Raw genomic sequence first — 24,064 nt, 5'->3', positions numbered from 1 at the left:
TGGCTCTTGCTCTTCTTCCTATAAGATTAACGCTCCTCCTATAACTCCCGTTACAACGATCAGCCACGGTGGCAATTTCCAATAAACGAGCATAAAGAACAGAATAGCCGCAAATGCGAATTCGAGAGGGCCAACGATTGCGCTTGTCCATATTGGTGTATAAAACGCAGCGATAAGTATGCCGACAACCGCAGCGTTCACGCCCATCAACGCTGCACGAGCGGAGTCATTTTGGCGGAGTGTATTCCAAAATGGCAACGCCCCTAGAATAAGCAGGAAAGCGGGTAAGAAAATTGCAGCCGTTGCGATGAGTCCTCCAACCCATCCTCCGAGATCCGCTCCAATGTAGGCAGCAAATGTGAACAAAGGTCCCGGCACAGCCTGGGCCGCACCATAACCCGCCAGGAAGCTTTCTGCACTAATGAGACCCGTCGGAACGAACTCTCTTTCTAAAAGGGGTAAAACGACATGCCCACCACCAAAAACGAGAGCGCCTGCACGGTAGAAGCTATCAACGACGCCGATCCACACGTTCGTGCTTAGTTGACTTAGCATCGGCAGACCAAAGAGCAGCACGACAAACAACGCTAGGCAGACCACCCCAAACCGGCGTGATAGCGGAAGCAATAAGTTCAACGTCTCATCTTTTGCTAACCGTTCCCCTCGATATAGCCAAAAGCCGACAACTGCAGCAGTGATGATCACGATGATCTGAATCATAAAGTGAGGAATTAAAAGTGTGAGTACGAGTGCTCCGAGTGCGATCGCTTTACGAGTCATGTCTGGTGTTAAGTTTCCAGCCATGCCTAGAATCGCATGAGCAACGATGACGACAGCTACAATTTTTAAGCCTTGAATAAATCCGGCATCAAGCACTCCGTAAGATTGGGCAATGTACGCGAACACGATGAGCAACACGACGGAAGGCAGTGTGAAACCAACAAAAGAAACCAACCCACCAACGACTCCCCCTCGTGCAACGCCAATGCCGATTCCTACTTGACTACTTGCAGGCCCTGGTAAGAACTGACTTAACGCAACAAGGTCAGCGTAGCTTTTCTCATCCATCCACTGCCGCCTTCTCACATATTCTTCATGAAAATAGCCCAAGTGAGCAACCGGCCCTCCAAATGATGTTACTCCAAGTCGAAAAGATACAATTAAAATTTCTAAAAGCTGTCGCACAATCTGTCTCCTTTTACGCAATATAATACAAACGGTAAACGACGCTTCACTTCCGATCAATTCTTTCTAGAAATCTTAACAAAAGATTTACATCTTATCGGCCTCACTTTTAATGATTCGAAATTTTAAGCAAATAGTAGACAGTCACGAGCGGATACACAAGGCCTAGGATGGGGGCAACCGCAAACAGGTAAACATTCACACCGAGGCTAACGAGTAGAAAATCGATGAAAATCGGCAACGGAAGTAACGCCGTAATGAATGCGAGCCATGCCATAAGGTGACGCAAACTTCGATAAATTGGCTCGGCATTCTCTTCAGTAACAGACGTTGGGATGTTCGTCCATTTGGAATACGGATTCAGCCACCTTCGCAACATGAGTAATAAAAGAGCAAGGACTGTAAACGTAACACTCATCCATAAGTTTGAACTGGGCGCTCCGTAACTGTAGCCATTGATCCCCCAATGAACGACGACGGGGCCAGAGAACACGAGCCACATCCAGATCGAGACCCCCCATAATAAAAGGAGGCTGCCCACCACACCGGCAGTCAACCTTCTTTCAATTGGGTGGCTTACATAATCATCATTTAATTGTTTCTTAGCGCTTAGCATCCGTCCCACCTCCGTAAAAGTCAAACATATTAGATTTGACGTTTATATGAGCAGGGGCTTCGTGCGCGCGCCCAGCCGCTCTTAAAAAGATGTACGTTTGCTCATTCTCGATCGTTTCGCCGCGCCCGCGCTCATAAAGCAGCGCTTTCCCGAGAATGTATTCTTTTTGCCTGCTTCACTCAGTACGTTTTGTTGGATGAGATACCCCCACATGACAAGTGCCGAAACGATTAAGCCCGCACCTGCGAAAGCAAATCCATTGCTTTGTGCAAAAAAGAAGACGACGCCGACGGAAGCGAATCCAATACTTGCGAGCGTATTGGCGATGACCACAGGCTTTGCCGGTTGAACCAGCCGCGACGAAGAAATCGCTCTTGGTATAATTTCCCTTGTTCTAAATAGGCACGCTTGAAGCGTTCTTGAAAAGCTTTGTCTTGTTTTATTCGGGATTTGACTCGCTCCGGTTCAAACGTCCCCGCTGTCTCGCTCAATTTAGTGAACACGAGCTGAACGAACGGTTTTTCGTAATCCAAAAGCCCTTCCTCATGAACGAGAACAAACAACCCGTCTTGTTCCTCGACATAGCCACGGCGAATGAGATCGACGAAGAGCGCGTGTTGCACGTTCGGGGTAAACAACGCTTTTCGTTTCGTGATGAGCGCAAGCTCCACCGGATAACGCTCGTTAAACGCTTCAGTGGCTCCGGAATAGCTTTTCGATTCACGGGGCGTTCGCTTAAATTGGAAAAGCGCCACGAGGAAGTAGATGAAGTAGATTGGAATCGTAATGAGCAATAGCAACGTCATCGACGCGTCTGGAAAGCCATCAGCCGCAGCTTGCGCGCCAGGAACGCAGCCACTGGCAAGCACGATGAAACCTAGTGGTACAATTCGTTTACGCAAGAATATCGTCCTTTCTACGAGTTGGATCGACTAAAGCTAAATGTAGCGAGAATGATGAGAATGGTTGTAAATCCAACAATGAAGAGAATCTCTCCTGCCGGTGTTACAGGGATGCCAAAGAAATTAAGGTTCAATCCCATTTCTTCATACACTTCTGCACTCAAGTTCTCCACATCAATCATGATATGTTTCATTAAGTCCACGCCGTATGTAACCGGGTTTAATGTAACGAGAAAATCGACCCATGCCGGCATATTGTTTAATGGAAATAATGCCCCTGACAAAAAGATCATCGGCATCACAAGTGCATTAACGACGAGTTGAAACGCTTGTGTTGATTTTAAAATGCTCGCCACGAGTAATCCTAATGACGCAAACGTACACGCGAGCAAAAACATGACTGGCATGACGAGGAGAAACGACACCAAATCGATACTCACCCCGAGCACAGGCATGAGAATAAATAGCATCAACCCTTGCATAAACGCGACCGTTGCTGAGCCGAGCATCTTCCCGATCGCGATATTCACCCGTGAAACGGGCGAGACAAGTATTTCTCTCATGTACCCAAAATCCCGATCTTGAATGATCGATAGTGATGAAAACACCGACGTCATGAGCAACGTCATGGAAACGATACCTGGAAAGATAAACTCGACATAATTAAACTCAAGGTCCCCGCCGACAGCTGAACTCATCAACGATTCCATAGAGCCGCCCATACCGACACCGAACACGATGAGCAATAAGACCGGCATCGTCATCGAACCGAACAGTCGGGCTCGATCTTTAAAAAACTTCAAGACGTCACGCTGCCATATGGCAATCATTCCTTCCATATACTCCCCCTCCTTCTAGTCTCTAATTGCTCTTCCGGTAAATGATAGAAACACATCATTGAGCGTCGGCTTGCGGATGTCCAAACCGGTCAGTGGTGTTTCTAGTTGCTTTATGAAGTCCGACACGAATGCGTCACTGTTTTCGACTTTGCAATGAATCGTATCTTCAACAATCGCGGCCTCAACCACATCAAATTTTGTTTGGATTTCTTCAAGAGCACGGGCATTATCCGCTGTCGTGAGCTCAATAATATCTCCACCAAGTTGCTGTTTTAACGCTTTTGGCGTGTCGATTGTAATGATCTCACCGTGATCCATAATCGCCACCCGGTCACTAATTTCTGCCTCATCAAGATAGTGGGTCGTAAGAAACATCGTAATGTTCTCTTTCTCTTTAAGTTTGAGAATGTAATCCATATGTGTGCTCTTGTCTGAGGATCAAGGCCAACCGATGGTTGGTCAAGAAACAATACTTTCGGATAGTGCAATAACCCTCTTGCGATTTCTAACCGGCGCTTCATCCCTCCGGAAAATTTCTCAACGGTACTGTTTAGGCTGTCGGTCAAATCAACGATCTCTAACACTTCATCAATCCGTGCCTTTCGTTTTGATCTTGGCACGCGGTACAACTTGCAATGAAGCATCAAGTTCTCTTTAGCCGTTAATTTCTCATCGAGTGTATTCTCTTGAAAAATAATTCCAATGCTCTCGCGAACTTTGTTTTTATGTTTGGTCACATCATACCCATTGATGATGACCGTGCCGCCCGTCGGCTTGAGCATCGTTGAGAGAATGTTAATCGTCGTACTCTTTCCTGCTCCGTTCGGTCCGAGAAACCCGAAGATCTCCCTTTATCCACTGTAAATGTACTATCTTTGACCGCCTGAAAGTCTTTGTATGATTTGCTTAAGTTCTTTACTTCAATCACGACGTTCACCCTTTCTGCGGAACCAATCTGCATTCTCATCCATATGAACAAATGGTAGGTCGGTATCAACTCTTCCGTACACCTTTGTACCTTTAGCATCGGTCCCGAACAGCCACGATTCAAAGTCGAATTTCTTCGGTGTCTGATCCCCTCCGATGCCAATCCAAGCACACATCTTCTCTGGCTCATAGACCGACGTGTGAATCGTCCCTGACCAACTGCTATATTTTAGGGAAAATATATCATCTTCAGGCGAGTTTAATAGTGCAAATGCTTCTTCAGCTGTTTGCACGTTCGCATTTTTCATGAGATCTAGACGCCGATGAGAATCGTCTAAATTAAATCGGTTTTCTTCGGTTAACCGTTCGAAATGGTTCGTACACGCATCTGCTGAACGTGCTTCTACACCCCGTGGTGAGCTTTCGATAACGACCATTCCGTCGGTCTGGTCGTAGACGATATAGCTAAACGAGTGGCGATGAGGATGGCACGTACACACTCCACCGCTTCGGTTACATCTGCACACGTCTCAAGAATAATGCGGCCAATCATCGTACAGATGAACCGTCCCCTGGCTTCTTTCGGTTCGTCAAGTTATAGCCCATCGCCAGTCCTTTTTCATTCATGCCATCCATTCTTCCGGTAATGCGTTGACTCGGTCCAATCGTTGCGTACCCTCCATCTGTCGGCTGATAGAGCACATAACGCCCATCATACGTTTTCGGATGATAGTCGTAATTACGTACAAGATATGTATCACCGGACAAGATGGAACATCCGGAGCGTTCACCGTTGACCCGGTAGCCACCAAACTCTTGCAACACTTTTTCCATTGACCAATCCAAGCTGTCGCGAAGACCGTTCAGCTCTTCCCAAATGAGTGGCGCCAATTTCATGAATACTTCTTTCGTCTCTTCGACATCAATTTGAAACCTAGGTTGCCGAACTTTCCACTGATTCTCTCGATTCACAAGCGTGAGTGAACGCCTGAGTTTCTCGCCTTGCAGCACACCAAACTCATAGTGACTGCCACGGTATTGAATGAGATCACTATATACTTCCTTCATTTGATTTCCTCGCTTTGTGTGTCGTTCTCTCTATTGTAGAGCATTTGCCTTGCTAGAAGAAATATATCGTATTACTTGTAATTCTCTTCCATTCTAGTATGATTTAAAGATACAAAAATATCATTGGGGGTCAAAATGAAAAAATTACAAACCATTCTAGCAGTTGGCGCAACCGCAGTTCTACTCACTGCATGTGGAGACGACACAGACGAGACGACCGAAGAAAATGATGGCGCAGAAACTGATGAGAATGGCGAGGATGGTGAGGACAACGTTGAAGCGAGTGATCAAGAACCTGCAGGTGGTCCAATTTCGATCAGCCATAACAACTACGCAGAAGGTATTGTAAAAGCCGAATTTTTCCGACAAGTCCTTGAAGAAATCGGTTACGAACCGACAACCTCTCTTGTAGAGAAAGCATTCTTGTTCTCTGGTTTAGAGAACGAGGAGATTGATTTAGGAATCTCTGCTTGGCTACCACACACGGATCAACAATTCCTCTCTCTTGACTCTGACAATATTGATACGTACGAAGATGGTGTCATGTATGAAGGTACAGAAATGGGACTCGTTGTACCCGAGTATATGGAAGACTTGAATACAATTGAAGATTTGAACGACTACGTGGATGAACTAGATGGCATCATTACCGGTATCGACCCTGGCGCCTCCCTTTCCGACATTACACAAAACGAAATTCTTGACCACTACAACTTGGACGATTTCACATTGCAAACCTCATCAGAACAAGCGATGATTGCAGAATTAAACAGCAAATACAACAATGAAGAGCCGATCGTCGTTACCCTTTGGAGCCCACACTGGACATTCGGGGAATACGATATGAAATATTTAGAAGACCCTGATCTCATTTACGGAGAAGGGGACAACATGTATTATATGACCCGCCCTGGTCTTGGCGATGAAGATCCAGGATTAATTGAATTTATGAACCGCGTCTTCTTTACCGACGATCAACTGTCTGAAATGCTCGTTCTGTATGCGGAACTTGACGATGAACAAGCCGCCGCCGAACAATGGATCGAAGATAACCGCGATCTCGTCGATGAGTGGATCGAAGGCTAAAGTATTTGGTGATTCCCAATTCGGGTCGCCCTTCCCCTAAATAATTTCAAAACAGATCCACACATCGGCACCTGAGGTGCCGAAACAAAACCGCCTCTTACATGTGAACATGTAAGAGGCTTTTCAATTAGGGGGCGTAGGGGTGATCTATATAGGATGAACTTAACATTTTCCTAATTACCCAGTTTGTTGTTGCTTTCCACTTCAGGCGGATGCTTGCACTCCAGAGTATAAGGGCAACATCGGTGGCCAAAGTACGCCCACCGTGTTTTCTTGACACTCCAGAGTATAAGGGCAACATCGGTGGCTAAAAGACAGCCACCGTGTTTTCTTTACCGCGGAGGACCGGCCGAGCCTCCTCGGTCTAACGACCTGCGGGGTCTCGTCTCGGCCCTTCTTCCGCAGGCGTCATCGCCTTTCGTTCCAAGCGACGGTACTGAATAGACGACGTCGCTGAACTGGGGTTGCTCAATATTGGCATTCAACTCGATCCGTACACTTTGGAGGCCAATAGCAGTAGATACTCATCTTTTCTACGTCTATTGAAACCGATGATGATCGATCTCAAAGTCGATGAACTTTAGGCTTTAACGGTTGGTATACCATTCGTTTGTGAAGAAATTCTTTAGTTCAACTTATATAGATCATGATTTCCCAAAATTATCTCAGAGAGGTGACGGGCAGAGGGTATAGGGTGCATCGATTTTGCATACCCATTTTCGGTACTACGTTTCCAGTATTTGGATGCTCAATGCCGGTACTTGGCTCTTTTCGGTACTACGGTTCCAGTATTTGGATGCCCAATGCCAGCACCTCGCTCTTTTCTGTACTACGTTTCCAGTATTTGGATGCCTAATGCCGGTACTTCGCTCTTTTCGGCAATACTCTTCCAGTATTTGGATATCCGGCGCCGAAATATAAATCGACTATATTCAGTGGGGAGGGGGAGTGGTTTAACAGCTCCCCGAGTTAAGGAGACGTCATGCAAATGTTTGTATAGCTTGTAGTAGGGAATTGATGAGTAGAATATGTATTCTAGGAGGGATTTCCTTGCATTACGGAGAGCACGCCATCCACGCACATTACATGACGGTCTTAATTTTTTTCTTTTTAGGCATCATGTTCTTGTTACTCTATCCACTACTGAAAGAACGGAGCAAAGCGCTAGGCTATACCGCACTCACGAGTGGAATTGTAATTATGCTTTGCAGTCTGTATTTCGTCATTATACATATGAGCGGTAGCAGCGAAGGGGTCTTGCGATTATTCCGTATTTTCTAAGCGGGAACGATGAGGTGGGGATCGGATGAAATCATTAAAATGGAGTGCGGTTACGCTATTTAGTGTTTTGTGCATTCTTACAGTGATTACGCTTTATCAAACGTTTACGTACGAATACGTTGAGTCGATCAATCCTTGGGTAAACGTGGCATTTTCACTCGTTGCTGCGCCTGCGTCTTTTCTCGCCATCTTGCATGCGTACGTAAACCCTGCAGATCCGATGAACAAAGGATGGTTTATTGCTTTTTGCCTCTTACCCGCGGTATTTTTATTTACTGGAATTCATTCGTTAGTGCTGGTGCTGATTTGAAGGGTCATTTCAGCAAATGATACGATTTGATCTCTTTGACCATACCTTTGTTGGAAGCGCTCGTAAAGGTAAGCACTTCACAAAAATAAAGAGCAGAATCGTCTTCATAATGGACAACGCCATCAATCGATGCAAATTTCCCGTGCGTAATGACAGATGAAACCTCAACGTCAGTCAACTGTTGTTCGTTCTCATCCAAACGGTCCACAATCTGATCGACGCCACGTAACTCTTCACTCGTTGCAATGTTGATCCAAACAGCCGATTCGCTCACATTCGTACGAATCGTACCCCCGTCCCCCGCTAAAAAAGCTACGATTAAGTCAATGACAATCTTTTTTCGCGGGGCATTATCACACCCCTTCGGAATGGTCATTGTGACGTTCGTTAATGGATTCACTCCCAGATCACCTCCACAAATCGCTTGTTTATGACATACGAAGCTCGCTCCATACGTCAAATTTATTCCCATTTGGATCAAAGAACACAAAATTTCTTCCAGCATGGCCCCGGTTTTCAATGTGTCCAACCTTAATATCATTCTCTTTGAATTCTTTATGCAAAGTTTTTAACGATTCCAATCCGTTTACTTCAAATGTTAAAGAAAAACATTCCTCACCATAAACATCAATAAAATTAGACGTTTGTCCTTCGCTTGACTTCACTAAGAACATACTTTGATTAGCAAGGTTTACTATTGCTTTATCCCCATCTATATATGTGAGGTTTGCGCCTAATTTATCTGTATACCACCGGGCTGATCGTTCAACATCGGTTACGGGAATGTACGTCGTTCCAACTCTTACTAATTTTTCGTCCAAAATGGTTACCTCCACTTGTCGTATTCCTTGCTTCGTTTGCTTAATCGGTGAAGCCATTCCTCTATGGTATATCCCAGCATATCAAGTGTACGATCCCCAATGAAGTAACTCTCTCCACACACTGGTCGTCCATCACGGTTTGCTTAACGAAAGAACATGCGCCAAGTCTTCTTCCGTTAACGAGTGATTTAGCTTTTGTTCTAACGTGCTATGAAGTTGGTTTAATAACTCTTTCCCCGTTTTTGTTAGGCGAATCGCATATCCTCTTTTATCATGATCTAGGGAATGCTTTTCAATAATGTTCAATTGCTTATATTTGATCAACCGCACAATCATTCTAGACAGCGCACTTGGCTTAGTTCCATCAATGTTTGCAATTGCGACTGTTGCAATTCTCCTTCGTCAGCTTCTCCAAGGAAGTAAAGCAAGTAAAAATCATTCATTCCTAATTGATACTCTTCCATTAATGTGTGATTCATTGCTTTTAAGATTCTCATATGAAATTTCGAATAGTTCATCCAAGCATCAATAATGTTCATTTCCTCCACCTCCATTCTTAAACTCATGTGCTAGCCATATAAACCGCTATACTTGCAAAAATACACTGATTGTTTATAATTCTATCATACGGGTATATATTTGCGTGCGCAAACAAATAAATGACAGGAGTGATTGAATGTCTCTCATACAAACACCTTATACGCTAAAAGGTCTAAAGCTAAAAAACCGGATTGTTATGCCTCCGATGTGCCAGTATTCGGTAGATGCCGAAGATGGGGCTCCTAATGATTGGCACTTTGTGCACTACGTATCACGAGCTGTCGGTGGTACAGGTCTTATGATTATGGAAATGACGGGTGTAGAGCCTGACGGACGAATTACGGATCAAGATTTAGGCTTATGGGACGATGCTCAAATTCCTGCGTACGAACGAATCATTACGGAAGTTCATAAGCATGGCACGAAGATGGGTATTCAAATTGCACACGCAGGCCGGAAAGCCGAAGATGCTCCTCAACCCGTTAGCCCATCGAACATTCCAGTTGACGTTATTCCAGAAGAAACGAAGAATGGCACATTAACTCCTCCAAGAGCATTGGAGACACATGAAGTAAAACGAATCATATCAAGTTTTAAAGAAGCGGCAGAGCGTGCCGTAAAAGCAGGGTTTGATACGATTGAGTTGCATGGTGCGCACGGGTATTTGATTCACCAATTTATGTCACCTAGTATTAACAACCGTACAGATGAATACGGAAACTTATCCAAGTTTGGTGTGGATATTATAAAAGCTGTAAAATCCGTTATGCCAGAACAGATGCCCTTAATTATGCGGATTTCAGCCATTGAGTATATTGATGGTGGGTATGACGTCGATCATTCCATAAAAATAGCAAAAGAGTATCAAGACGCAGGCGTAGACCTCTTCCACATCTCCACAGGTGGTGAAGGTTTGCCAGGAGAAATGAAACCATTGAACACCCCTGCATATCAAGTGCCTTATGCTAGGAAATTTAAAGACACACTCAATGTACCTGTCATCGCAGTAGGAAGGCTAGAAAACCCACAAGTGGCAGAATCTGTTCTTTCAAATGGGGATGCTGAATTAGTAGCCATTGCCCGTGGGATGCTGAATGACCCTTATTGGGCAATGCACGCCATTAAAGACATTCATAAACACGTCACCCCTCCAAAACAGTATGGTCGGGCAATTCGATAAGCACGTACGGGAGCAAGCCTCATTTGCTCCCGTATCATTTTTTGTAAAGAAGCATCCAGAGCCTACTTCCCTAAAAAACCACCTTCACAGCGGATCATTTGTCCGGTTAACCAATAGGAATCATCACTCGTTAAAAAGGCAATCACTTTTGCTACATCTTCAGGTTTTCCTATTCGATCGGCAGGAAATTGAGCGAGCAGGTGACGTTTCGTGTCTTCGTTTATCCACCCTGAATCCGTCGGGCCAGGATTGATTGAATTAACAGTGATTCCTAATGGAAGAAGTGCTACAGATAAGGCTCAGTAATGGCAATGGTCATTCCCTTCGTCGCAATGTACGCTATATTGTTAGGGTCTAGTCCTCCAGAAACAAGGTTAATAATTCTACCTTCGTGCTTGTTTTGAAATGATTTTTCATATTGTTTTGCAAACTCAACAGATAACATCAATGTTCCTCGATTATTCACTCGGTAATGTTTATCTAAAAGATCAATACTCAAATTACGGAAATCCGTTGGCGATTCATGCGTCGCATTATTAACTAGAATACTCGCAGGTCCTAACGTTTCTTTCACTTTGTTTAACAGCGTAGCGGGTGCCTCGTCTACACTTAAATCAAGAGACAAATGTTCTGCTCTTACGCCAAAACTTTTAATCTTGTCACATAATTTGTCCGGGAAATCACGCTCTTCCCCATTTCCTCTATCCGATCAAATGCCGTCCAATGTGTAAAAAATACGTCAACTCCTGCTTTTGCAAGAGAAAGGCAAACGGCCGTACTAATGCCGCTTGCGCGACTCGCGCCCGTCACGATGGCTACTTTTCTATTCATTGATTCCATAACGAACCCCCTTAAAATCGGGACGAACAACTAGGCACGTCCTAAAAGTGAAATTTCCCTTTTTACATCGTTATCAATCGTTGCCATATGAATTCTCCTTTGAGTTTCAATATTTAATACATACTCATCATTTGAGTATCCTTTTTGGTGCCGCTTCTACCTTCCGATAGGCACTAAATAGAATGCAGTGAGATTTTTATTGCCAGGTAATATCTTTTCATTTATGATGTCATCTTTAAACCCACCGATTGGAGCGACGGATTGATGAAGCGCACTTGCAACCAACATAATGTTTTGAACGATATGACCTGCTTCTAGCAAACAAAATCGATACCCCCGTTCTCCATAACATCTCGTCGATTCTGCCAAATCAGCAGCTACAATAACGCACACATTAAAATCTATGTCTGTTTGAACAAATGCATCCTCAATTTCGTGATGTCTGCTCACCCAAGCTAATGCATGATCTTTTAATAAATATTGATACAACCCACTTTCAATATTCTTCGCTTCTTTAACCGCAACGTAAATCTCATTGGGATATAGCGCCCCTGCCGAAGGGTATGCTCTTCGGTGTTGTTCATCATCATGAACACCTACTGCCCACTTTAATAGCGTACCGATATGAGTGATGTCCATTTCAGGATGGATCTCTATCGCCTTTTTGCTCTTCCTCGCAAGAATACAATTTGATAGTTTCGTAACGATATTTTCATCATATTTTAAAGGGATAACATGCCGATACGTTTCATCAGTGACTCTTTCTCCATGTTCATCTTTTTGAACAGGTGGCCAACTAGACGCTTGATGATAACGCTCATAACTATTGCTCAATCTCGATCCACCTCCATTAGTCTATTTGTTTATGACAGACGAAGCCCATTCTATCGATCGAATTGAATGACATCCCAAACAAAGAATTCATCCAGGATGCCCACGGTTTTCAATGTGCCTGACCTTAACGATCATTCTCTTTATAGAATGAAGCTTACACAATATACTCCATTACTGGTAGCTTCCTTCCAGGAAATACCTCGGAGTGAACACTTCCGACTTTAATTGCGCCCATTCGCACGTAAAAACTTTCTGCAAATGGGTCACTTTCCAACTGAAAGCGATTTAACTGGTATGCCTTGGCCTTCTGTAATAGATCCACCCATAGTAATTTCCCAATTCCTTGGCCGATGAACTGAGGATGCACAAACAATGATTCCAATCTTTTGTCTTCTATGGATAGGCAATAAAACCCTTTGATTTCTCGATCCTCTAGAAGATAAACTAGTTTTGATTGAATATCTGTTCTGCTAACTTTCAATTCATCTTTACATAAAGACATGAATTCTTCTGAGTAGCCCCAATAGGTTTTTGATGAGATCGCTATTTCTGTTAATCGGTGTTGGTCACCTTGAGCCGCTTTTCTAATTTTCAATTGACCCTCCCCCATTGATTGTTAGTCGTCTCCCTTTACACGCTTCCAGAAAACAGGTTGATGTTATGGGTAGTTTTCTGTCCCTCTTCTTCGTGAAGTAGCGTTTCGCTCCCAGATAAAAAAAGCGTACCACCAGACATATCTTTCACGTAAGAGCACTACCCAAAGATTTGTGCTGCAATGGCATACAGTTGACCGCTTCTTTGGGGCATTTGGTCGGCATTGTTGATCATGAGTTCAGGGGTTCTCACCTTCTTAAATCCACTTTGTTGCAGTGATTCTTTAATATGATCAATCGTGTTTGCCGGCACGTCAATCCTTAAATTCCCTGTATGGAGACGCGCAAGTTCATGGATTAACCGGATTGCCGTAATTGAATCAGCCGCAACAATGGGGCCAATCAACAAATTCTCTGACCCTAAAATAGATAGGCCGAACCCTACCTTTTCACCTTGTTCATTTCTTGCTACTAAAGATTGTTCGGCTTGGTTGATTCTAGTCATGAGAAATTGACCTCTTTGATCTCCAAAAGCCGCGGCGTCTAATTGAATAATTTCTTCTAAATCTCGCTCTTCAACATTCTCAATCGTTATATTTTCTGCATTTGCTATTTTAAGTGGAACATACTTATTGCTTATATACTTATGCACAAAATCAACCGTCTTAAATTCTAACGCTCATACAATGGCTTTCCTTCATCCGTGGAAATAAGCATAACCTTCGTATGCTGAGCTGTTGAATCCATACACCGTTTCGTAACCTCTTTCGCTAGTCCAATCCCTCTATAGCTAGGGTTCACAATGACCATACCGATTGAAGCTATGTACGAATTATATGTAATAATTGCAGCGCTTGAAACAATTGTTCCAGTCACGTTTTTGTGCCCGTAAATGGCTCCAGACTCTAAAACTGTAACAATTTCGCTCCTGTCATAATCCCAACCAACAGATTCAGAAAGATCAATTAAACCTTGAATATCTGATTTGTCAAACCTACATATCTCTAGATGATCTTGAATTGAAATCACCTCCATACTTGTTAGATTGTGAATTGCGGCAAAACATGGATAACCGGCTCCTCATACGGGTGAATATTTTTTATAATTCTCTTCGCTACTTCGACGCGATCAGCACTACACGTAAACTCTACTCGGCACTCTTCTCCAAAAGAAACTTTTCCTTTCGTGCCACGATAAGGAGTTGATGATTGTAACGGACGCCAATAGCCTTTTACATGAACATAAGACAATACATGATCATAATGACCAACATTTAAAAGACCCGCATCGTTTAATTCATCCCGAAGCTTATGAATATACTCCTCCGGAATTAACACTTCAAATTTTACGTACGTAAATTCCATGATTCATCTCCTCTTACTCCGTTTTGTTTTCTTGATTTTCTTCTTGGCTTTCTTCTACTTGAAGTTGAGGCTCGGGCTCTTTGTTAACAAAAAACGTACCTCCAGACACGTCCTTCACATTATTAACGACGACAAAGGCATCGCTATCCACTTCACTAATAATCTTTCTAAACTTTACGACGGTATAATTTTTGACGATGATATAGAGAATATGATGTTCATTATTTGTGTAAACGCCTGACCCCTTAATGTATGTCGCACTTGAAGAAAGTTCTTCGGTCACTCTTTGAGCAATCTCTTCATTTTTTGGTGAGATGATGTTGAACGCCTTCTTAGAATCAACACCTCCAATAATATAATCGGTCGTCAGCTTACCGACAAACAGCCCAATAATCGTATAGAGTGTGTTCAATACACCGATAATCATAACACCGGCTAATACAACAACTACATCAGAAATAAAGGTGACGAGAACAACATTCCAACCGAACTTCTTTTTTAATACGAGGGCGATGGTCGATCCCCCACCGATGGAACTGCCTGCATAAAGAATAATCGCAAACCCAATCCCCATAAAAAAGCCATAAAAAATCCCGCCTACCAATCCGTCTCCAACCGGCTCACCAAACGACTCAGTCAAAAAGGTGAAGAAGGAAACCAAAACGACCGTGAGTGAACTTTTCATTAATACTGACTTCGAAAGATGCTTATAACTAACGAGCAGAATAATGATAAAGCCGATGAAATTAACGACGGCAGGCGAAAAAGAAAAAGCGTGATAAAGAAGAAGGGCAATCCCAATGAGTCCGCCATCAGCAATTCCATTTGGCATTCCGAGAAATGAAATGCTAACTGCAATTACAATTGATCCTAAAAAAATGAGTAAAATATTTTTCATAAAAAAACCTCCACATGTAATGACGTGTCTACGTAACGGAACCTCTTATATGTAGACGGAATCCCCCTATTCATTTTAACAGAAACGAACATGGTGCCTTGCCGCTAGCAAAGAGAACGGTCGCAAAATAAAAAAAACGCAACCGCCAGGAAGCTAGTGCTTCCCGACGGTTGCGTTTCATTCATGTGTTGCACGTGTTTAGTTAAACAAGAACCCTGTAATATTCGCCCAGATAGACGCGAACCAATTTCCTGAGCTTGATCCGCCCATCCCCGTTTGCGGCATATCTGTCGGCATGTTCGCTTTCTCCATTGCCGCGTCTTGTGCATACTCATCTAACTGTCCGCGAATCTCACCTTCTGGGTATTCTTCGGTATGAAGGTTCGCATAAACTTCACCAGCGACAAGCGCCATTGAGAATTCTTCCCACGTTAAATCTCCGACGAGGTCGTCAGCATATAACGTACCTGAAGCCACGTCACCGTTGTAATCCATCGGCTCATCGTTTTCAAAAAGGAATAATTCTACCGGTCCATCTTCACCCGCAGCGCCACTATGCAAGTGACCCGCCGTTGCTCCGTACAAATGTTCCGCGTGAATCCAGTATTCTAATGAATCTCCGTCTTCACTTACCTCAAAATGCGCCTCTCCCATTGCGTCGCTTTCAACGTCCATCACTTCATTCTCAGGCTAAGTTCAACTAAAAACTCTCGGCCTTCGTGATCGGCTGAAGCTGTTCCAGCAAATCCAGTGACAGCTAACACGCCAGCCAATGGAAACACCATTGCTTTTTTCATCGTAATATCGCTCCTTTTGAATTTAGTGAAATCACACTCGGCTAATCGCACACATTCACCAGCCAATATGTAACCTCTTACCTAGATAACGAACGATTCACGACAATGGATCACTCATTTAAGAAAAAAGTTGTAAATTATTGGGAAAAGCACGTAAGTGGGGAGGAGAGGGCGGGGAAGGTTGTCGAAAGTGTGCTCACAAAGCTTCGAGCAATTTAACAAATGTATAAGCCATTACGCTTCTTCAGCAGAAGCGTTGATGGCTCGTTTTTCGTGTAATCGGTAGTGAATTGTCAGAAAGCGTATGCCGAATATTGTGAGTTGTTGTTTGGCTTGCAGTCTATTTTCTTCAAGTGCTTGAACGTGAAATGTCTCATATAATGGTGTGCGGACGGTGAGTCGTCCGAACGTCAAATAGATGCCTTCTTCGCCTTCAACGGGTCGGCTAGATAGGATGAATCCGTCTGTGTTGTCGTTTGCCGGTCGCAATATACCGGTCATTGTCCCGAAGGGTAAGGGCAAAGCGATGTTCATAAATGAATGGTTCGCCCGATGTTGCATGCTGTATACGGCAGTGAAAATGGCTTCTTCGGTTGCCGCATTTCGACGGAGCCACGCACTCGCGTAGAGTCGACCGTCTTCTGTTGGATCAATCGGAAGCACGCGACCGGTCATTTCCACTCTACCAGAAGGAACGTTCAATTGCCCCATGCGCCGAGTGATGGCGTGAACCATTGGTTTTAAAGGACGAATCCAGCCTGCCCACTGTACATCGGCGTGCATGTTGTACGACTGTGGGTCGGCATAGAACTTCTGAATGTTCGGGTGCATTGTTTCTAAATCCCCGACGAAACGATGCCAGTCGTGAACAAGCTTCGCGCGATGTGTTCCAGCGGGCCAATCGCCGCTTTGAATCGGTTTGTCGCCGACATATCCACGGGTTCGCAATCGACTGACTTCGATCGTACGCACATCTGGACGAGCGTGTGTTTGCCAGATAACGAGCACCGTTAAGAGGGAAAATACGGTCGCATTGATTGCCCCGTGCCAAGTCACCATCCACGGGATGTCCACAATCATTGTGCCGGTGTATAACCCGTAACTGTACAGCACACTAAAACTAGACGTACATAAAAATACGAGCGCAGCACTTGACATTACGACGCGAACCCACCCGGTCAAATCCGTTCGACGTGTTGCATCAATGAACCACCAGACCGAGAATCCAGCGAGTGCGAGCCAATAAAAGACGACAAGATAAAATTCCAGTGGTGGCCCTTGATCAATACCGATCGCTATTAGCACCGGACCGATGGCGAGCATACTTGCAAGGGGCGGCCAAACGATCGGGACGGACCGCTTTTGTCGCAAGTGTCTGACGTACAGTCCGGCAATGATCAACAATAAAAAGGATGCATAGTGAAAATGGACAGCTGTGAGCCATACAATGACGTCAGAGTACGGCAACCATGACGACGCTCCAGATACGGATAACACGAGCCAACCGCCACCAACCGGCAAGTAAACGAGTGCAAGATTGATGAGCATTTCCTCACTCAGAAACAATCCGTAGCGAAGTTGTCGTAAAACTCCAAGTACGCCAATCACGAGTGTGAACACGAGCCAAATTCCAGCAAGAATTGTGCTCTCAAGCACAACAGCGAGACCTCCAGCGACGGCAAATAGCAACGACCAGCGCCCCGCCTGAATGAGCCACCGATCCGCCGATATGCCGGTGGACAGAGGGACGATGTAGTGGAGAAGAACAGGTACCCATACAAATATTGCGAGAAATAACGCCAGCTCAATGAGAGAAACGGAGAACAGTACAGAGAACCCGAATACGAGAATTAGACCGATAATCGCTCTTATGCCTACACTCATAACTGTTTTCTAAGCATAATCATCACTTCTCCCTCTTGATTTAGGTGGGTGCCATAAATCATGAAGCCTGACTGGATGTTGAGGATGAGCATCCCCCGCCATTTGTTCATCGTTTTCGTTTCTACTGTCGTATACTTGTGTTGTTTTACGTATTCGTGTTGGGCTTTCATAAGTTGCTTCCCAATGCCTTGTCCACGGCTTCGTTCATCTACACCGCCAAGCCAGCTATAAAATGTACGGTCATTTTGTGGATAACCGATTTTGTACCCGACAACCCGATCACCGCTCGTCGCTACGGTCGTGATTGTTGCGGGCTTTTTTGACAAACGATCTTGTAAACAGTCTCCGAATATTTGTTCGTGCAGTTCTAGTACCCCGGCTTCTGGTTCGTTGGCTGTATGGTAAATGTTCACGTGTTGCCCCCTATTTCTTTTGTATGAATAGGACTTTCAAGTAGTTGCCTGCAGGGTATGCGCCGCTCGTCTTAAAATCTTCAGGCACACCGCGCGTTTCCAGTAGTTCATAGGCTTGGTTGCTGTTTTGAAACGCATCTTGCACAAACCCTTTGAATTTCTTCAACGATACGTTGCTTGCGTTCGTGGATGCAACAATGACCCCGTTTGCGGACGTAATTGCAATCACTTCTTCCAACATGGCTCGGTAATCTTTGGCCGCACGGAACGTTTTCTTTTTTGAGCGCGCAAAGCTCGGCGGATCAACAACGACGACGTCAAAGTTGAGTGATTTCTTCTTTGCGTATGACATGTAACGAAAAACATCCATGACGACAATGTTCTGATCATCGGTCGGAATGCCATTAACGAGAAACTGCTCTTCTGTTTTCTCGAGGCTTCGATTTGCGAGGTCAACACTCGTCGTTTTCGTTGCTCCACCTAGAGCAGCGGCGACAGAAAATGCGCCGGTGTATGAGAACAAGTTCAATACGTGTTTGTCGTAAGCATAATGATCGCGAATTCGCTTTCGGACTTCACGCTGGTCGAGAAAGATTCCTGTCATCGGCCCATCGTTTAGGTTCACGGCAAAGTGCATACCGCTCTCCTTCACGAGCATCGGAAATTCTGCCGGCGTACCCGCAACAAAATCATCTTCCCCCGTATATTTGCCGTCTGTCGCAAAACGTTTCTTTTCATAAATGCCGGTCACATCATCAAGTGTGAGTAAAGATTCAATGACCCAATCTTTGAATGTATAAATGCCTTCACTAAAAAACGTCACGACGTAGTGGTGGTTATATCGATCAATCGTGAGTCCTCCAATTCCGTCCCCTTCACCGTTAAACACACGAAAAGCGGTCGTCTCTTCATCGTCATACGATCGTTTTCGAAGACGGACAGCTTCTTCAATTTTATTTTGAAAAAATGATGGGTTGATGTCTTCTCGCTCGTCCAATGAAAGCACCCAGCCAATCCCAACATTTTGCTTCCCGTAATACGCACGGGCTACAAACTTCCCCCGGTCGTCGGTGATGTGGATCACATCGCCTTCAGTTAACGCATGGTTCGTTGCTTCAAAGTCTTCTTTATGTAGTAGCGGATTTCCGCTTTTTAATCGTTGAATAACCGTTTCATCCACGGTTAACTTTTGTTCTTTTCGATTCATGTGCTCACCCCACCGCACATTATAGCACGGTTGAAAAGAGACTGCTCGGTGTTGTCGAAAGGAATAGCACATGCACTTCGTGATGAAACCTTCATTAGGCATACAGTGGTTGCTGTAAAAATAACGTCTCAAACCCTTCGTTGCTCATTATTGCGAACAATGGGCTTTCGTATATGTGGCGGTTTTAACGGTATCGATCATTGCGAACATAAACGCTCTCATCATAGAAAGCGTCTAAATAGAGTGAACTTTACATTTTCCTGAATTGTGCTGTTGGGTCTTCAGCACGAGGGGCAGCGCGGTGCTAGGTGCCATTTTGCCTATTTTACGATTTATGCAGGATGTTCCAATTCCTCTGCAAATATAATGCTAAGAAGCAAGCAACCAGTCGGCCCCAGCGGGGCCGAAACGAAACCGGTATCTGTTCGGCGCGTCTCGCGCCGACGTGTTGCTGGAACCATGAGCAGGGCGCAGGGCTAAATCTTCCCATAGTATATCCTATGGAATGATTTTTCTTCTTTTACGCGCTTTGTTAGTGCAAACCCTACCATAGAAACGAAGAATTTTACCATAAACAAAACAATGGTAAGATTTCAGCTAAATCGGCCCTCAAATTGGAGAAAGTTCAATCATAGGCTGGAGACTTTTAAACGAATCCTTGAGTAAATCCACGCGAGCACTGAAAAAAACGCATCGCTCTTTGCACTAGTCATTAATGCAAACCTATGGGTCCGATCTATGTGGGGATTTCAATAACACGGAGCGTTGCGATCGCGTATTTTCCCATCATAGACAGCGTGAGGCCAGGAGGGCTATACGGAACAAAAGGGAAAGCCCTCTGAATTTTGTGCCGGAGAGCGCTGAAAAAATAACCTCTCTCTTCCTAAGTTAATCGTTAACGCGACGTATTGGTCCGATCTATGTGGGGATTTCACTAATACGGAGCGTTGCGATCGGTAAGAATCCCATCATATCACCGTCTATGTGGGGATCTAGCCTTGCAATGTGGGGATTCCAACAAAAAATGGTTCCCTATTAAAGAAAATCCCATCATAGACAGCGTCTATGTGGGATCTTCGATTGATTATAAACGAAACACAGTTATACGTTTTCAGTGCGCTAACATGCAACCAAATAGGGGCAATGCGCCACCTGCCTTTGCCTTAATTCAGCTCTTTCACTGGCATCGCATAAATTACATAGCGCTCCGGTGCTGCACCCAGTAGTTGAAACGGATAACATGTGGAAAGCACGAGCACTTCTTCCCCCATGTTGCGGATGATGGTCGTATCGTCTTTATCGACGATTTCATGGTCGACCATCTCATATTGAAACGTACCGTACGAGAGATCCACAATGAATTCATCACCATTTTGGAGTTGACCGAAATTGCGAAAGGCTGTATCTCGATGGCCAGATAACAAGATTTGTTCCCCTTGCCCAGGCCATACCGTTGATGTCATATGACCGACGCCTTGTGCAAGCATCTCTTCTTCGGTGCCTTCTACAATTGGAAGGGTAACGTCAAGTGTGGGGATACGAAGTACACCCACAGATTCGCCTAGCTGTGGGCTGAATTCCACATCTACTCCTTCATCCAGTTCACCCGTACTTTTTTCTAAATTCTGTACTGCCGCCCCTAGTGCTTGGTCTGTATTCACCTTGGTTGAGGCCCAGTCATAAGCTGAAACCCCGACAAGCAAGAGACCCGCAATCAAAAGCGTCGTCCCGAGAAATTTCCTCACGAAGCGCTTACGCGACGGAATCTAAGCATAGCGCCAAGGAGCAATGCTAACAATCCCGCAAAGCCAAAGTTGTATATATTCGTCGATGTATCCGGAAGTCTTTCCCCACCAGACTCTACTGTAGAGTCTACTGATTTTACGATTTCAGGCGTATAGGCAACTGGTTGTGATTGTACAGGCTCGGCTTCTTTTACAGGTGAAGCGCCTCCTTCAACCGGCGCGCCTCCTTCATCCCAACAGTCTTCATCCCAATCCCAGTCAATGTCATCGAAATCATAATACCACCATAACATCTCTAAAAAGTAGTCCAGCCAATCTTCACTTAAATGCAAGAACCAAAGGGTTAACTCTTCTTCACTTAATGATTCCCAGTAGGCGATCCAACGTTCTGCCTCTGCTTCTGTCCAGCTGTCTGGCGCTGGTCCTGTTGGAATCCATAAGTCATAATCAACCTCGATCAGTTCCCAATCCCCATGAAAAGGCGGGGTTGGCTCACTTGGTGCTGGTGCACCTGAGTCAACATTCTCTTCTTGATCTTCTTCGACAGGCGTCACTGGTTCAGGCTCTTCAACAACAGGCTCGCGTACTTCAACCTCTTCTTCAACAACTTCTGAAACCTGATCTTCCTCCTCAAGAACACCCTCTTCAACAACCGGTTCCTGATCTGTTTCTGGTTCTACGAATTCGGGTTCATCAACGATAAACTCAAATTCCTCCTCCACGACTTCTTGCTCAATAACCGGAGATTCCTCTAGGGTTTCTTCAACGTCAACAATGACCGTTTCTTCTTCCGCTGCATCTGCATCCAGGGTATCGGACTCTGCATTCGCATAACCGTCTGTAAGCATGAACGGTACGATTGCACAAGCCGCAAGTGCGGACACTGCGTTCCATTGACGTCGTTTTCTTTCCCCTCTCTTATGTAATCCCCTACCGTGAAGACTGACTTTCCTCATCTTCTTTTTCCTTCTTCCCATTGTGTAATAAGAACGGCTTCATATGAAGCTGATCTTATTATAATGAATTTCCAGAAAAAGTCACTACTTTTCAGAAAATATTTAAATATTTTTTCTTCCTACGAAAAATTCTGGATGTTCGCCTATACGTGTAAGCATACAGAAAGGTGGGTACACCCTAATTAGGAGGTTTTACACATGAAAGGAATTGGCATTCATCGTTATGGAGACGAACGTGAACTCACTGTCGTCGATATGCCCGACCGGGATGTTGGCGCAAATGAAGTTCGCATATCACTACGCGCAAGCGGAGTGAACCCGATCGATTGGAAACTTCGTGAAGGATATTTGAAAGATGCACTATCGTTCACACCACCGCTCACGCTCGGTTGGGATGGTGCCGGTGTTGTCGTTGAGACAGGTGAGTACGTGAACAAATGGCAACCGGGTGACGAAGTCTATTTTCGTCCAGAGCTTACCGAGTATGGAACGTACGCCGAAGAAATTATAGTCGAGGAAGCGTTGCTCCAACATATACCTGCTGAACTGTCGTTTGCTGAAGCCGCTTCGCTTCCGCTCGTTGGTCTCACATCCATCGAAGCGCTCATGAATATCGCCCAGGCTCAAAAGGGAGATTCTGTGCTCATTCTCGGAGGTAGTGGCGGTGTCGGAACGGTTGCCATCCAAATCGCCAAAGCAATTGGAGCTACTGTGACGGCCACATCCAGTGATAAAAACCGTGCGTTCACAAGTGCCCGTGGCGCTGATCACGTGATTGCTTATGATCAGGATGAAGTGATTGAGGGCGAGTTCGACGTATTGTTTGACGCTGTTGGCGGTGAGCCTTACAAAAAAGCGATCAGCCACGTTAAAAACGGCGGTGTCGCTGTGAGCATTGCAGGTGGTGTCAGCCAAGACGAAGAAACCATCAAAATCGAGCAACAAAAGCTCATTCAAGTGAACGAGATGTTCATGCAACCCGACCAAGAAAAAATGAAGCAATTAAACGATTTCGTTACCGCACACCAAGTAAGCCCGGTGCTTTCCCATACGTATCCGATGTCTGTCGAAGGAGCCAGAGACGCTCATCAGGATAGCGCGACGAACCGGACGAAAGGGAAAATCGTGCTCGTTCGTGACGAAAATACACCCGTGCAATAATGAATGAAAGAAATCCGCCGAATAATTCGGCGGATTTCTTATTACACTTCCGTTTATTCTCCGTTTACGACGAGTTCGAGTTTGCCTGTGCCCGGGTCAATAACGAGACCATGCACGGGGATTCGCTCTTCGAGCAGCGGGTGATTTTTAATCATACTTACGCTGTTTCGCACGCTGTCTTCGACGCTATCAAACCCAGTGAGCCATGTTTTTAGCTCAATGCCCGCGTTCTCTAGTGTGTCGACCGTTGACTTCTCGGCGTTTGCTTTCTCTAGCAATTCTTCTGCATTCAGGCTTGCCATCCCACAATCATGGTGCCCAACAACGTATACTTCCTCTGCGCCAAGACTATGAATGGCGACAAGTATGCTTCGCATAATCGAACCGAACGGATGGGACACGACTGCTCCAGCATTTTTGACGATCGCCGCGTCTCCGTGTGCTACGTTCATAGCTTGCGGCAACATTTCAACGAGGCGCGTGTCCATACACGTTAATATGACAATCTTCTTATCTGGATATTTCGTCGTATTATAGGAAAGGTACTCCTCTCCATCGACGAATTCACGGTTAAATTCCATTACTTTTTCGAGGTGTGACATGGACGTTTCCGCCTC

30 protein-coding genes and 2 pseudogenes are annotated in these 24,064 nt (G+C 44.9%); 5 read left to right on the top strand and 27 right to left on the bottom strand.

What is annotated here, in order from left to right:
• Positions 1–18: 18 nt before the first annotated feature.
• From chrA to JCM19039_RS27635, 6 genes and pseudogenes are all read right to left on the bottom strand, one after another.
• A complete protein-coding gene (gene chrA, locus JCM19039_RS00505; protein WP_081834237.1) occupies positions 19–1,185 on the bottom strand; it encodes a chromate efflux transporter in 1,167 nt (388 codons plus the stop codon).
• A 109-nt stretch (positions 1,186–1,294) separates the two neighbouring features.
• A complete protein-coding gene (locus JCM19039_RS00500) occupies positions 1,295–1,801 on the bottom strand; it encodes a hypothetical protein (protein WP_042422800.1) in 507 nt (168 codons plus the stop codon).
• A 230-nt stretch (positions 1,802–2,031) separates the two neighbouring features.
• The gene (locus tag JCM19039_RS00495; RefSeq protein WP_042422797.1) at positions 2,032–2,703 is read right to left on the bottom strand and encodes a DUF2207 domain-containing protein; all 672 of its coding nucleotides are present in this window, start codon (positions 2,701–2,703) and stop codon (positions 2,032–2,034) included.
• Positions 2,704–2,717: 14 nt separating this feature from the next.
• The gene (locus tag JCM19039_RS00490) at positions 2,718–3,542 is read right to left on the bottom strand and encodes an ABC transporter permease (protein WP_042422794.1); all 825 of its coding nucleotides are present in this window, start codon (positions 3,540–3,542) and stop codon (positions 2,718–2,720) included.
• A 15-nt stretch (positions 3,543–3,557) separates the two neighbouring features.
• Positions 3,558–4,503, bottom strand: a pseudogene (locus tag JCM19039_RS00485) (ATP-binding cassette domain-containing protein).
• A pseudogene (locus JCM19039_RS27635) lies at positions 4,463–5,537 on the bottom strand (C45 family autoproteolytic acyltransferase/hydolase). Before JCM19039_RS27635 ends, JCM19039_RS00485 begins: the two co-directional pseudogenes overlap by 41 nt.
• 135 nt (positions 5,538–5,672) lie before the next feature.
• Between JCM19039_RS27635 and JCM19039_RS00475 the strand changes: the two are divergent.
• From JCM19039_RS00475 to JCM19039_RS00465, 3 genes are all read left to right on the top strand, one after another.
• Positions 5,673–6,623, top strand: a complete 951-nt coding sequence (locus tag JCM19039_RS00475) for a glycine betaine ABC transporter substrate-binding protein (protein WP_042422791.1) — start codon at positions 5,673–5,675, stop codon at positions 6,621–6,623.
• Between the two features lie 1,050 nt (positions 6,624–7,673).
• Positions 7,674–7,904, top strand: coding sequence for a hypothetical protein (locus tag JCM19039_RS00470; protein WP_042422788.1), 231 nt, complete (start codon positions 7,674–7,676; stop codon positions 7,902–7,904).
• A gap of 25 nt (positions 7,905–7,929) precedes the next feature.
• Positions 7,930–8,214 carry a hypothetical protein gene (locus JCM19039_RS00465; RefSeq protein ID WP_042422785.1) on the top strand — a complete coding sequence of 95 codons (285 nt, stop codon included), beginning with the start codon at positions 7,930–7,932 and terminating at the stop codon, positions 8,212–8,214.
• A 4-nt stretch (positions 8,215–8,218) separates the two neighbouring features.
• Here JCM19039_RS00465 and JCM19039_RS00460 read toward each other — a convergent pair whose 3' ends face one another.
• The 4 genes from JCM19039_RS00460 to JCM19039_RS00445 all read right to left on the bottom strand — a co-directional run bounded on the left by JCM19039_RS00460 (position 8,219) and on the right by JCM19039_RS00445 (position 9,574).
• A complete protein-coding gene (locus tag JCM19039_RS00460) occupies positions 8,219–8,614 on the bottom strand; it encodes a hypothetical protein (protein ID WP_042422782.1) in 396 nt (131 codons plus the stop codon).
• Between the two features lie 28 nt (positions 8,615–8,642).
• Positions 8,643–9,035, bottom strand: coding sequence for a VOC family protein (locus tag JCM19039_RS00455; protein WP_042423409.1), 393 nt, complete (start codon positions 9,033–9,035; stop codon positions 8,643–8,645).
• Between the two features lie 132 nt (positions 9,036–9,167).
• The gene (locus tag JCM19039_RS00450; RefSeq protein WP_152550032.1) at positions 9,168–9,359 is read right to left on the bottom strand and encodes a hypothetical protein; all 192 of its coding nucleotides are present in this window, start codon (positions 9,357–9,359) and stop codon (positions 9,168–9,170) included.
• An 8-nt stretch (positions 9,360–9,367) separates the two neighbouring features.
• Entirely contained in the window at positions 9,368–9,574 is a 207-nt protein-coding gene (locus JCM19039_RS00445) for a hypothetical protein (RefSeq protein ID WP_042422779.1), read from the bottom strand.
• Between the two features lie 137 nt (positions 9,575–9,711).
• On the opposite strand from JCM19039_RS00445, the gene JCM19039_RS00440 reads away from it, so the two are divergent.
• The gene (locus JCM19039_RS00440; RefSeq protein ID WP_042422777.1) at positions 9,712–10,755 is read left to right on the top strand and encodes an NADH:flavin oxidoreductase/NADH oxidase; all 1,044 of its coding nucleotides are present in this window, start codon (positions 9,712–9,714) and stop codon (positions 10,753–10,755) included.
• A 62-nt stretch (positions 10,756–10,817) separates the two neighbouring features.
• Here JCM19039_RS00440 and JCM19039_RS26955 read toward each other — a convergent pair whose 3' ends face one another.
• From JCM19039_RS26955 to JCM19039_RS00375, 16 genes are all read right to left on the bottom strand, one after another.
• Positions 10,818–11,009: an SDR family oxidoreductase gene (locus JCM19039_RS26955; protein ID WP_307190124.1), complete on the bottom strand. Its 192-nt coding sequence runs from the start codon at positions 11,007–11,009 to the stop codon at positions 10,818–10,820.
• 32 nt (positions 11,010–11,041) lie between these two features.
• Positions 11,042–11,380 (bottom strand): SDR family NAD(P)-dependent oxidoreductase, encoded by a 339-nt coding sequence (locus tag JCM19039_RS26950; protein WP_307190103.1) that lies wholly within the window; start codon positions 11,378–11,380, stop codon positions 11,042–11,044.
• 11 nt (positions 11,381–11,391) lie between these two features.
• Positions 11,392–11,595, bottom strand: a complete 204-nt coding sequence (locus JCM19039_RS26945; RefSeq protein WP_307190102.1) for a hypothetical protein — start codon at positions 11,593–11,595, stop codon at positions 11,392–11,394.
• Positions 11,596–11,751: 156 nt separating this feature from the next.
• A complete protein-coding gene (locus JCM19039_RS00430; RefSeq protein WP_042422774.1) occupies positions 11,752–12,429 on the bottom strand; it encodes a SagB family peptide dehydrogenase in 678 nt (225 codons plus the stop codon).
• A gap of 154 nt (positions 12,430–12,583) precedes the next feature.
• Positions 12,584–13,024: a GNAT family N-acetyltransferase gene (locus JCM19039_RS00425; RefSeq protein WP_042422771.1), complete on the bottom strand. Its 441-nt coding sequence runs from the start codon at positions 13,022–13,024 to the stop codon at positions 12,584–12,586.
• Between the two features lie 158 nt (positions 13,025–13,182).
• Complete coding sequence (locus JCM19039_RS24865) at positions 13,183–13,674, bottom strand: hypothetical protein (RefSeq protein WP_238544870.1); 492 nt, start codon at positions 13,672–13,674, stop codon at positions 13,183–13,185.
• Positions 13,675–13,694: 20 nt separating this feature from the next.
• Positions 13,695–14,051 (bottom strand): GNAT family N-acetyltransferase, encoded by a 357-nt coding sequence (locus JCM19039_RS24860; protein ID WP_238544869.1) that lies wholly within the window; start codon positions 14,049–14,051, stop codon positions 13,695–13,697.
• Positions 14,052–14,062: 11 nt separating this feature from the next.
• Positions 14,063–14,386 (bottom strand): cytochrome c biogenesis protein, encoded by a 324-nt coding sequence (locus JCM19039_RS00415; protein ID WP_042422769.1) that lies wholly within the window; start codon positions 14,384–14,386, stop codon positions 14,063–14,065.
• A 13-nt stretch (positions 14,387–14,399) separates the two neighbouring features.
• The gene (locus tag JCM19039_RS00410) at positions 14,400–15,284 is read right to left on the bottom strand and encodes a YitT family protein (protein WP_052398373.1); all 885 of its coding nucleotides are present in this window, start codon (positions 15,282–15,284) and stop codon (positions 14,400–14,402) included.
• A gap of 198 nt (positions 15,285–15,482) precedes the next feature.
• Complete coding sequence (locus JCM19039_RS00405; protein ID WP_052398372.1) at positions 15,483–15,959, bottom strand: CHRD domain-containing protein; 477 nt, start codon at positions 15,957–15,959, stop codon at positions 15,483–15,485.
• On the bottom strand, positions 15,959–16,081 hold the full coding sequence (locus JCM19039_RS26160) for a hypothetical protein (RefSeq protein ID WP_255343600.1): 123 nt from the start codon (positions 16,079–16,081) through the stop codon (positions 15,959–15,961). The genes JCM19039_RS00405 and JCM19039_RS26160 overlap by 1 nt, the downstream gene beginning before the upstream one ends.
• A 234-nt stretch (positions 16,082–16,315) precedes the next feature.
• On the bottom strand, positions 16,316–17,965 hold the full coding sequence (locus JCM19039_RS00395; protein WP_042422763.1) for a YndJ family protein: 1,650 nt from the start codon (positions 17,963–17,965) through the stop codon (positions 16,316–16,318).
• A complete protein-coding gene (locus JCM19039_RS00390) occupies positions 17,962–18,378 on the bottom strand; it encodes a GNAT family N-acetyltransferase (RefSeq protein WP_042422760.1) in 417 nt (138 codons plus the stop codon). Before JCM19039_RS00390 ends, JCM19039_RS00395 begins: the two co-directional genes overlap by 4 nt.
• Before the next feature lie 10 nt (positions 18,379–18,388).
• The gene (locus JCM19039_RS00385; RefSeq protein WP_042422757.1) at positions 18,389–19,585 is read right to left on the bottom strand and encodes a class I SAM-dependent rRNA methyltransferase; all 1,197 of its coding nucleotides are present in this window, start codon (positions 19,583–19,585) and stop codon (positions 18,389–18,391) included.
• 1,163 nt (positions 19,586–20,748) lie between these two features.
• Positions 20,749–21,303: a class D sortase gene (locus tag JCM19039_RS00380; RefSeq protein ID WP_238544868.1), complete on the bottom strand. Its 555-nt coding sequence runs from the start codon at positions 21,301–21,303 to the stop codon at positions 20,749–20,751.
• A 23-nt stretch (positions 21,304–21,326) separates the two neighbouring features.
• The gene (locus JCM19039_RS00375) at positions 21,327–22,286 is read right to left on the bottom strand and encodes a hypothetical protein (RefSeq protein ID WP_042422751.1); all 960 of its coding nucleotides are present in this window, start codon (positions 22,284–22,286) and stop codon (positions 21,327–21,329) included.
• A gap of 198 nt (positions 22,287–22,484) precedes the next feature.
• Between JCM19039_RS00375 and JCM19039_RS00370 the strand changes: the two genes are divergently transcribed.
• Positions 22,485–23,447 carry an NADP-dependent oxidoreductase gene (locus JCM19039_RS00370; protein WP_042422748.1) on the top strand — a complete coding sequence of 321 codons (963 nt, stop codon included), beginning with the start codon at positions 22,485–22,487 and terminating at the stop codon, positions 23,445–23,447.
• Positions 23,448–23,500: 53 nt separating this feature from the next.
• Here JCM19039_RS00370 and JCM19039_RS00365 read toward each other — a convergent pair whose 3' ends face one another.
• Complete coding sequence (locus JCM19039_RS00365) at positions 23,501–24,049, bottom strand: carbonic anhydrase (RefSeq protein WP_042422745.1); 549 nt, start codon at positions 24,047–24,049, stop codon at positions 23,501–23,503.
• Between the last annotated feature and the right edge of the window lie 15 nt (positions 24,050–24,064).

This window comes from Geomicrobium sp. JCM 19039 (assembly GCF_000698145.1).
GTDB lineage: Bacteria > Bacillota > Bacilli > Bacillales > Marinococcaceae > Geomicrobium_A.
Note: the sequence above shows the minus strand (reverse complement) of the source record. Positions and strands in the feature narration are given on the sequence as shown.

Excerpts from the sequence above, each read along its gene's own strand:
- JCM19039_RS00410 (WP_052398373.1), bottom strand. The coding sequence starts at position 15,284 with ATGAAAAATATTTTACTCATTTTTTTAGGATCAATTGTAATTGCAGTT.
- JCM19039_RS00405 (WP_052398372.1), bottom strand. The coding sequence starts at position 15,959 with ATGGACGTTGAAAGCGACGCAATGGGAGAGGCGCATTTTGAGGTAAGT.
- JCM19039_RS00415 (WP_042422769.1), bottom strand. The coding sequence starts at position 14,386 with ATGGAATTTACGTACGTAAAATTTGAAGTGTTAATTCCGGAGGAGTAT.
- JCM19039_RS00475 (WP_042422791.1), top strand. The coding sequence starts at position 5,673 with ATGAAAAAATTACAAACCATTCTAGCAGTTGGCGCAACCGCAGTTCTA.
- JCM19039_RS00365 (WP_042422745.1), bottom strand. The coding sequence starts at position 24,049 with ATGTCACACCTCGAAAAAGTAATGGAATTTAACCGTGAATTCGTCGAT.
- JCM19039_RS00490 (WP_042422794.1), bottom strand. The coding sequence starts at position 3,542 with ATGGAAGGAATGATTGCCATATGGCAGCGTGACGTCTTGAAGTTTTTT.
- JCM19039_RS00465 (WP_042422785.1), top strand. The coding sequence starts at position 7,930 with ATGAAATCATTAAAATGGAGTGCGGTTACGCTATTTAGTGTTTTGTGC.
- JCM19039_RS00370 (WP_042422748.1), top strand. The coding sequence starts at position 22,485 with ATGAAAGGAATTGGCATTCATCGTTATGGAGACGAACGTGAACTCACT.
- JCM19039_RS00440 (WP_042422777.1), top strand. The coding sequence starts at position 9,712 with ATGTCTCTCATACAAACACCTTATACGCTAAAAGGTCTAAAGCTAAAA.
- JCM19039_RS26160 (WP_255343600.1), bottom strand. The coding sequence starts at position 16,081 with ATGAAAAAAGCAATGGTGTTTCCATTGGCTGGCGTGTTAGCTGTCACT.
- JCM19039_RS00395 (WP_042422763.1), bottom strand. The coding sequence starts at position 17,965 with ATGAGTGTAGGCATAAGAGCGATTATCGGTCTAATTCTCGTATTCGGG.
- JCM19039_RS00445 (WP_042422779.1), bottom strand. The coding sequence starts at position 9,574 with ATGAACATTATTGATGCTTGGATGAACTATTCGAAATTTCATATGAGA.
- JCM19039_RS26945 (WP_307190102.1), bottom strand. The coding sequence starts at position 11,595 with ATGGAATCAATGAATAGAAAAGTAGCCATCGTGACGGGCGCGAGTCGC.
- JCM19039_RS00385 (WP_042422757.1), bottom strand. The coding sequence starts at position 19,585 with ATGAATCGAAAAGAACAAAAGTTAACCGTGGATGAAACGGTTATTCAA.
- JCM19039_RS00500 (WP_042422800.1), bottom strand. The coding sequence starts at position 1,801 with ATGCTAAGCGCTAAGAAACAATTAAATGATGATTATGTAAGCCACCCA.
- JCM19039_RS00375 (WP_042422751.1), bottom strand. The coding sequence starts at position 22,286 with ATGAGGAAAGTCAGTCTTCACGGTAGGGGATTACATAAGAGAGGGGAA.